Origin of the sequence: Actinospica acidithermotolerans, from assembly GCF_018139625.1 — a bacterium.
GTDB lineage: Bacteria > Actinomycetota > Actinomycetes > Streptomycetales > Catenulisporaceae > Actinospica > Actinospica acidithermotolerans.
The window spans coordinates 1-1,147 of record NZ_JAGSOH010000282.1; the positions used below are offsets into that span (position 1 = coordinate 1).

Here is a 1,147-nt window from a genome sequence, read left to right on the forward strand (position 1 = left end):
CCCCGGCCCCGGGCACGGCCCCGGCCAAGCGCTCCGCTCTGGGCGGCGCGGTGCGCTGGGACACCGTGGTCGGTGCGCTGCTGGTGGTGCTGATCCTGTTCTCCTACTCCTTCGTGGGGGACTTCGGGAACGCGCTGAACATCGGCTTCCTGATCGGCAACACGCTGCCGATCGCGGCGATCGCGCTGCCGATGACGATGCTGGTGGCCTCCGGGGAGATCGACCTGTCGGTCGGCTCCACCGTCGGGCTCTCCGGGTCGGTGATGGGCGCGCTGTGGAACGACGGGATGAACATCAACATGATCATCCTGGTCTGCGCGGCCCTCGGCATCGTCTGCGGGCTCGTGAACGCACTGCTCGTCACCCGCCTCGGGCTGCCGTCGCTGGCGGTCACGATCGGGACGATGGCCGCCTACCGCGGCATCGCGCAGATCGTGCTCGGCTCCAACTCGGTGACCGACTTCCCGCAGAACTACCTCAACTTCGGCTCCGGCCGGATCGCCGGCACCTTCATCCCGACCGCGGCGATCCCGTGGGCGATCCTCGCGGTGATCGCCGTGATCGTGCTGCACGCGACCGGGTTCGGCCGCTCGGTGTTCGCGGTCGGCGCCTCGCAGGAGGCCGCCTGGTTCGCCGGACTGCGCGTGAAGCGGATCAAGCTGCTGCTGTTCGTGGCCACCGGCCTGGTCTCCTCGCTCACCGGCGTGTTCTGGGTGCTGCACTACGCCAGCGCCTCCTACGACAACGCCACCGGCCTGGAACTGTCGGTCGTCGCCGCGGTGCTGCTCGGCGGGATCGACTTCGACGGCGGGCGCGGGACCCTCGGCGGCGCGATCGCCGGGGTGTTCCTGCTCGGCACCCTGCAGAACGTGATGAGCCTGGTCAACGTCTCCTCCCAGTCCCAGACCGTGGTCACCGGGATCCTGCTCGTGATCTCCGTCCTCGGCCCCCGCGTCGCCCGGCAGATCGCCACCGCACGCGCCCGGCGCTCCTTGTCATCCTCCCCGACCCGCCCTATGGCACCGACACCGTCGTCGTCCTTCTGAAAGGGATCGTCATGTATTCATCGTTCTGTCGTCCTCGGCTCGTGCGTTTGGTGGCGTCGGTGGCTGTGGGTGGTGTGCTGGCTGTGGGTGTGGCCGGGTGT

The 1,147-nt window shown here is 69.1% G+C and carries 1 protein-coding gene; it reads left to right on the plus strand.

Annotation, left to right across the window (positions count from 1 at the left end; all coding sequences use genetic code 11):
- Nucleotides 1-38: 38 nt before the first annotated feature.
- Nucleotides 39-1,046 (plus strand): ABC transporter permease, encoded by a 1,008-nt coding sequence (locus tag KDK95_RS34685; protein WP_372463433.1) that lies wholly within the window; start codon nucleotides 39-41, stop codon nucleotides 1,044-1,046.
- Nucleotides 1,047-1,147 lie beyond the last annotated feature (101 nt).